Genomic DNA, 6,902 nt, shown 5'->3' with positions numbered 1-6,902 from the left:
GAGCGTCTGTCCGGACAGGCGCTCTACCTCGGCGAGTCGAGGGCCGCTAGCTGTCCCTCCAGGTAGAAGATCTCGTCCAGCAGCACGAACCCCTCGTCGGGGTTGCCGTCGTCGACGAAGAAGCCCGACATCGCCGCCTGCCAGCGCGCGTTGACCTCGGTCGCGGCCATCCTCCGCTGCGCCGCCTCGTAGTCGTCGGTCTCCAGGAAGCCGACGAGCAGACCGTCGTCCCGCAGGAACAGGTGGTAGTCCCGCCAGCCCGTGTCCCGGAGGGCCTCCAGCATCTCGGGCCAGACGGCGGCGTGTGCCGCCCGGTACTCCGGGATTCGGTCGGCCCGCACCCGGGACGTGAAACAGACGCGTGCACCAGCGGTGCTGCTCGACATGCCTGGCCCTCCGGTTCCTCGTGAAACGGTTCATAATGTAGCCCGAAGCAAGGAGGCTCTCCATGACCCAGCAGGCCGCTCACCGACGAGCATCCATCGCCGACGTCGCCCGTGTCGCCGGCGTCTCCGTCGGCACGGTCTCCAACGTCCTCAACCGACCCGAACGTGTGCTACCCGGCACACGCGAGCGGGTCGAGGCCGCGATCCAGGAGCTCAGCTTCGTCCGCAACGGGTCCGCCAGGCAGCTCCGGGCCGGAACCATCACGACCATCGGCGCGATCGTCCTCGACATCGCCAACCCGTTCTTCACCGACGTCGCACGGGGTATCGAGGAGCGCCTGGACCGCGACGACTTCACGCTCATGGTGGCGTCGTCCGACGACGACCCCGAGCGCGAGCAGCGCTACCTCCGCCTGTTCGAGGAGCACGGCGTGCAGGGCGTCATGGTCGTGCCGGCCACCGACGACATCGAGCACCTGCTCGCGATCCGCCGTCGTGGCACCGGCGTCGTGCTGCTGGACCGTCCGTCATCGGACCCGAGCATCTCGTCGGTGGCCGTCGACGACGTCCGCGGGGGCGAGCTCGCGGCGCGCCACCTCCTGGACGAGGGCCACACCCGGATCGTCTTCCTCAACGGGCCGCACACGATCAGGCAGTGCGCCGACCGGCACGAAGGCGTGGTCAAGGAGCTCGCCGCCGCCGGGCTTGACCCGGCGTCCGCGCTCCAGGAGGTCACCGTGTCCAGCCTCAACGCCGAGGGCGGGGAGGCCGCGATCCGCGGGCTCCTGGAGTCGGGCGAGCGGCCGACCGCCGTCTTCTGCGTGAACGACCTGGTGGCGCTCGGCGTGCTGCGCACGCTCCGCACGGAGAACATCGCGGTCCCCACCGGCATGGCGGTGGTGGGGTACGACGACGTCGCGTTCGCCGCCGAGCTGTCCACACCGCTCACGTCGATCCGTCAGCCGACGCACGAGCTCGGCGCCCGCGCCGCGGACCTCCTGCTGGGCGGCACCGATGCGGAGGCAGAACACGTGATGTTCCAGCCCACGCTGGTGGTGCGGGGCTCCAGCTCCGCGTCGGCGAGGTAACCGCGAGACGCGGGATGACCATGCACCTGCTGCCGGCGGTCGGCCTACCCTGGCAGCAGCTGCATGGTCAGCTCGGCTGTCAGCTCGGCCGGTCGGACGAGCGGACCCGCACCGGAACCGGGCGCCGGCCACGGGACGCGAGGAACGCGGCGGGCCCGAGGACCGGTACGACGACGATGACGAGCAGCGTCAGGAGGGCCTCCCAGGCCCGCTCCCAGCGTGTCCTGAACCAGACGACGAGCGCCGCGAGGGTCAGCGCGACGGCCACCAGCGCACATGCTGACCAGATCAGGTCGTACTGCGGTCCCAGGAACATGGTCGTCCAATCGGGTCGGGGCACGTCGTGACGGCCGACGCTACTGCACGGCTTCTCCGCCTGTCACCAGAATCGGACGACGCACCCCGCATGGTCACAAGGTCTCGACAGACTCGACCGACGGGACCCCGGGGCGGACGGCGGTCGAGCCTGTCGCGGGGTCAGCCGCGGCCCGGGACCGGGACCGTGGACCAGTCGGTGTCCGAGGCCAGGTAGAAGCCCGGGTACGACGGCTGGTTGTACGTCGTCTGCTGACGCGCCACCTCGGCGCGGTACTGCCGGTCCTGCATGAGCGTGTACATGGCGATGTCCGTCGGCTCGGTGGTCGTGAACAGCCGGAGCGCGTTCGAGTCGGCCGTCCGCACCAGCACCTCTTCACGCCAGTCGCCGAGCATGTCGGCCACGAGGGACGGCGTGCCCTTGGTGCCGTTGTTCGTCAGGGTCCCGTCCAGGGTCTTCACGACCCCGCGCGACCAGTCGTTGATCGTCGGTGTCTGCGCCTCCGCGCCCCCGATGATCTGCGTGGTCCCGTCCCCCGCCCAGCGCACCGACTGGTTGGTGCCCATGGTCGTCGTCGAGAGCTGCGCGCCCGTTGCGCTCAGCGTGCCCGACCCGAGGGTGCCGTCCGGCATGGACGCCCAGACCTCGACGCCCGGCACGTCCGCGCGCACGTCGCCGACCATCGCCCGGCCAGTGTCCCGACCGGAGTACTGCCCGAACAGCACCTCGCCGGTCGCGGCGTCGCGCAGCGCGGAACCGTACGGCGCCCATGTGCCGCCCTCGTGCGCGGTCCAGATCTCGAGCCCTGGCCGTGCCGGGTCGATGTCGGTCACGTGCATGGCGTCACCGTGGCCCAGCCCCGCACGCGCCCCGGGGTTCGCGGAACCCTCGGGCAGGGTGTCGAACGACGAGTAGAGCAGCGACCCGTCGTCGTCGAGCGTCGCCGAACCGTAGACGATCTCCTGCTTGCCGTCGGCGTCGACGTCGGCGACGGACAGGGAGTGGAAGCCCTGCGTCGTGATGGTGCCCCACTCCGGCGAGGTGCCCGGCACCCCGTGCGGGCTGTCGTTGAAGGGGTTGCGCATCGCCGTCCACCCCGAGTCCGCGAGCCAGCGCTTGGTCAGGTGCCTGCCGTTCCAGTCGTAGGCCGCGATCGTGGAGCGCGTGTAGTAGCCGCGCGCGAAGATCGCGCTGGGCCGGCCCTCGGACAGGTAGGCGACGCCCGACAGGAACCGGTCGACCCGGTTCCCCGGTTCGATGCGGGCCATCGCGTAGTCGCCCCAGCGCAGCCCGTCGTCGGTGCGCCCCGGCTCGTAGTCGACCGTCTCCATGGGCCTGCCGCTGCGGCCGTCGAAGACGGTGAGGTACTCCGGCCCGCTCACCACGAAGCCCTCGAACCTGCGGAGCTGGTTGCGCGTCGAGCGGGCGGGTGCGTAGACGTCGATGAAGTGGTCGGCCGCTGCGCGCGCGTCGGCGTCGGACAGCGGATAGGACCACCGGGCGTCGATGCCCCACGCCTGCTCCAGCGTGGCCGGCCACTCCCCGCCGGTCACCTCCGGCCGCGTCGACCAGCCGCGGAACGTCTCCACCAGGTGCTCGTAGTAGTCGCCGGCCGACATCCGGTAGTCGTCGGCGTGGGTCACGCCGTCCGCGCGGTCGTCCCGGGGGATGCCGACGTAGCGCCTGCCGGCAGGCTCTCCGCCGTCGTACGTGGTCACGTGCGTGCCGGGGGCGGTCTTGACCATCAGCTCGGCGCGGCCGTCACCGTCGAAGTCGTAGACGGGGAACTGCGTGTAGTGCGCGCCGGCCCGGATGTTGACGCCGAGGTCGATGCGCCAGAGCTGTGTGCCGTCGAGCTCGTAGGCGTCGAGGTAGACGTTGCCCGTGTAGCCCACCTGGGACACGTCCTTGGAGTTGGACGGGTCCCACTTGACGACTATCTCGTACTCGTCGTCGCCGTCGAGGTCCGCGACCGACGCGTCGTTCGCGCGGTACGTGTACGCCTCGCCGGCGGGCGTGACGCCGTCGGCCGGCTTGTCCAGGGGGATGTCGAGGTGTCCGTCGCCCCACACGGTGGCCGACGCCGACCGGCCCGCGTTGGGGCCGCTCAGCGGGACCACCCGGTACCTGGAGCCGGCGGTGCCCGCCGGGTCGACGTAGTTGGTCGAGCCCGACACCCGCGCGACGCGCCTGCCGTCGCGGTACACCGCGAAGTCCGGGCTCTTGAGCCCTGCCTCGGTATGACCGGTGACCTCTGGCGCGAGCAGCCGCCAGCTCAGGAAGACGCCCTCGCTGGTGGACGCCGCGACGAGGCCGCGCTCGAGCCGTTCGGTGCCCGACGTCGGGGCGGTCTGGCCGGTCTCGCCGGTCTGGGCGGCCTGGCCGGTCGTGCCGGTCTGGCCGGTCTCGCCGGTCTGGGCGGACGCAGCGACGCCCACCCCGCTCAGGCCGAGGCAGAGTGCCGCCGCCAGGACGGCCCTGGCCTGGATTCGTCTCGCGATCATGTTCGAATTCCTCTCTGAATTCTCGATCTCACGGATGTCCGGACGGCGTCAGCCGAGTGCGCGACGCCGCACACGTCGCGTCTCGACGGCGACCGCCGCCAGGCTCAGCAGGCCGCCCGTCACCAGGACGAGCGGCGTCAACATCCAGACCAGCACCACGCACATCACCAGGGCCGCGAGCACCAGGGCGGACCCGGCCAGGTCGTCCCTCGCGCGTACGGCCCCGCGGGACACCAGCACCCACGCGCCACCGGGTCCCGAGACGAGCCCGGGCCGAGACCCGGACTCCGTACCGCGTGATGTACCGGGTGAGGCACCGGGTGATCCCGGCGCCGGCTCGTCGTCGGACCAGGCGGCCGCCGCGCGCACCAGCACCACTGCCGCACACGCGGCGGCGCCCCACGTCACCCAGCGGACGACCGACGCCCCGGGCAGCGCACCCGACGCCGTCAGCCCGGTGTTCAGCACCACCGCACCGGCGGCGAGCGGGAGGAGCGCACCCAGCGCCCAGAGGCCGCGCGCGGCGGCCAACCAGTCCCGCGCGAACGTCCGGACCGAGGTGTCGTACCCGCCGAGGTGGCGGCGCAGGTGCGCTGAGCCGGCCGCGAGCGCCGCCGGGAGCGTCACCACGGGAAGGCTGCCGACCAGCACGAGCACCCCGGTCAGCAGCGTCTCCCCGAGCAGCGCGAACCGGCTCTCGCCGGCCACACGTCGCCCGCCGGCCGGCTGCGCGTCGGCCTCGTCCTCTCGTGCGTCGGCGTCCACGCGGCTCAGCCCTTGAGGCCCTGCGTCGCGACCCCGTCGACGAGGTACCGCTGGAACAGCACGAAGAACAGCAGCACCGGCAGGAGCGCGAGCACGGCCATGGCCATCTGCGCGCCGTAGTCGGAGACCGAGGTCTGGTCCACGTACATCCGCAGCGCGATGGGCAGCGGGTACGTGTCGGGCTGTTTGAGGTAGAGCAGCGGCCCGAGGAAGTCGTTCCACGACCAGATGAAGGCGAAGATCGAGCTCGTGACCACCGCCGGCCGCATGAGCGGGAGCAGCACGAGCCGGAAGATGCCCCAGTGCCCGCAGCCGTCGATGCGCGCCGCCTCGTCGAGCTCACGGGGCAGCCCGCGCAGGAACTGCACCATGAGGAACACGAAGAACGCCTCGGTGGCCAGGAACTTGGGCGCCAGCAGCGGCAGGAACGTGTTCACCATGCCCATGGAGTTGAACAGGATGTACTGCGGGATGATCACCACGTGGAACGGCAGGAGCATCGTGCCGATCATGATCGCGAAGTACACCCCACGCCCCGGGAAGCTGATCCGGGCGAACGCGTAGGCCGAGACGGCCGCCGACAGGACTATGCCGACCACGGAGCCGACCGCGAGGATCAGCGAGTTGAGGACGAAGGTCCAGAACGAGATCCCGCCGATCCCGCTGAGTGCCGAGACGTAGTTGTCGAGCGTCCACGTCTCCGGCCACAGGTTCACGTTGCCGACGATGTCGCCGGTCGGCTTGAACGTGCTCATGAGCATCCACACGCCGGGGTACAGGATCACGACGGCTATCGCGAGCACGGCCACGTGGAAGACCACGGAGCCGGTGCGCCGCCGCCGGCGTGCCGTGCTGGAGGACGAGTGGTCGCGGTCCGCGCGCGGAGGGGTCGCCGCACCCAGGGCGGTCGGGTTCGGGTGGCTGATCTCGCTCATCGCACGTCTCCCGTGTAGTGGACCCACGCACGCGAGGTGCGGAACAGGACCGCTGTGATGATCCCGACGACGAGCACGAGCACCCAGGCCATCGCCGACGCGTACCCCATCCGGAACTCCGTGAAGCCCTTGATGTAGAGGTAGAACGTGTAGAAGAGCGTCGAGTCGGCAGGGCCGCCGGTGCCGCCGGAGATGATGAAGGCCGAGCTGAACACCTGGAACGCGCCGATGGTCTCGAGCAGCAGGTTGAAGAACAGCACGGGGGACAGCAGGGGGATCGTCACCGAGACGAACCGCCGGACCGGACCGGCGCCGTCGACCTCTGCCGCCTCGTGCAGCTCGGCCGGGATCTGCTTGAGCCCCGCCAGGAAGATCACCATGGGGGCGCCGAACTGCCATACCGCCAGCAGGATCATCATCGGCATGGTCATGTCGGGATCGCCCACCCAGCCACCGCCTGGCAGCCCGAAGAGCTGCTGGACCTGGTCGGCGATGCCGTCGTCGATGAACATCGCACGCCACACGATCGCCACGGAGACGCTGGCCCCGATGAGCGAGGGCGCGTAGAACATCGAGCGGTACGCGCCCTGACCGCGGTGCTTCGCGTTCAGCAGCAGCGCCACCGCGAGTGCCGCAGCGAGCTTCACCGGCACGCCCACCAGTACGTAGACGGCGGTGACCTGCGCGGACTTGAGGAACCGCGGGTCGGCGAACAGCGTGGTGAAGTTGTCGAGGCCGACGAACTCCGGCGGCTGGAACAGGTTGTAGTCGGTGAACGCGAGGTACAGCGACATCAGCATCGGGCCGGCTGTCAGCAGCCCGAACCCCAGGAGCCACGGGGACAGGAACGCGTAGCCCGCGCGGAGGTCGGCTCGCTTGCGCGGCGACCTGCCGGCGCCGCCCCGCGC

General features: G+C 70.8%; 7 protein-coding genes. 1 reads left to right on the top strand and 6 read right to left on the bottom strand.

Annotation, left to right across the window (positions count from 1 at the left end; translation table 11 throughout):
- Positions 1-23 precede the first annotated feature (23 nt).
- A complete protein-coding gene (locus ACFWE2_RS23865) occupies positions 24-386 on the bottom strand; it encodes an L-rhamnose mutarotase (protein WP_377226697.1) in 363 nt (120 codons plus the stop codon).
- A 62-nt stretch (positions 387-448) separates the two neighbouring features.
- Between ACFWE2_RS23865 and ACFWE2_RS23860 the strand changes: the two genes are divergently transcribed.
- A complete protein-coding gene (locus tag ACFWE2_RS23860; RefSeq protein WP_377226696.1) occupies positions 449-1,474 on the top strand; it encodes a LacI family DNA-binding transcriptional regulator in 1,026 nt (341 codons plus the stop codon).
- A 79-nt stretch (positions 1,475-1,553) separates the two neighbouring features.
- On the opposite strand, the gene ACFWE2_RS23855 is transcribed toward ACFWE2_RS23860, so the two are convergent.
- From ACFWE2_RS23855 to ACFWE2_RS23835, 5 genes are all read right to left on the bottom strand, one after another.
- Positions 1,554-1,814: a hypothetical protein gene (locus tag ACFWE2_RS23855; protein ID WP_377226695.1), complete on the bottom strand. Its 261-nt coding sequence runs from the start codon at positions 1,812-1,814 to the stop codon at positions 1,554-1,556.
- Between the two features lie 137 nt (positions 1,815-1,951).
- Positions 1,952-4,294 (bottom strand): rhamnogalacturonan lyase, encoded by a 2,343-nt coding sequence (locus tag ACFWE2_RS23850; protein WP_377226694.1) that lies wholly within the window; start codon positions 4,292-4,294, stop codon positions 1,952-1,954.
- Positions 4,295-4,342: 48 nt separating this feature from the next.
- Positions 4,343-5,059 carry a Poxvirus protein I5 gene (locus ACFWE2_RS23845; RefSeq protein WP_377226693.1) on the bottom strand — a complete coding sequence of 239 codons (717 nt, stop codon included), beginning with the start codon at positions 5,057-5,059 and terminating at the stop codon, positions 4,343-4,345.
- A 5-nt stretch (positions 5,060-5,064) separates the two neighbouring features.
- Positions 5,065-5,994, bottom strand: coding sequence for a carbohydrate ABC transporter permease (locus ACFWE2_RS23840; protein ID WP_377226692.1), 930 nt, complete (start codon positions 5,992-5,994; stop codon positions 5,065-5,067).
- Positions 5,991-6,902, bottom strand: a 912-nt coding sequence (locus tag ACFWE2_RS23835) for a carbohydrate ABC transporter permease (protein ID WP_377226691.1), incomplete at its 5' end; no start/stop codon positions are given. The genes ACFWE2_RS23840 and ACFWE2_RS23835, both read right to left, overlap by 4 nt.

Source organism: Promicromonospora sp. NPDC060271, from assembly GCF_042726755.1.
Lineage (GTDB): Bacteria > Actinomycetota > Actinomycetes > Actinomycetales > Cellulomonadaceae > Promicromonospora.
Note: the sequence above shows the minus strand (reverse complement) of the source record. Positions and strands in the feature narration are given on the sequence as shown.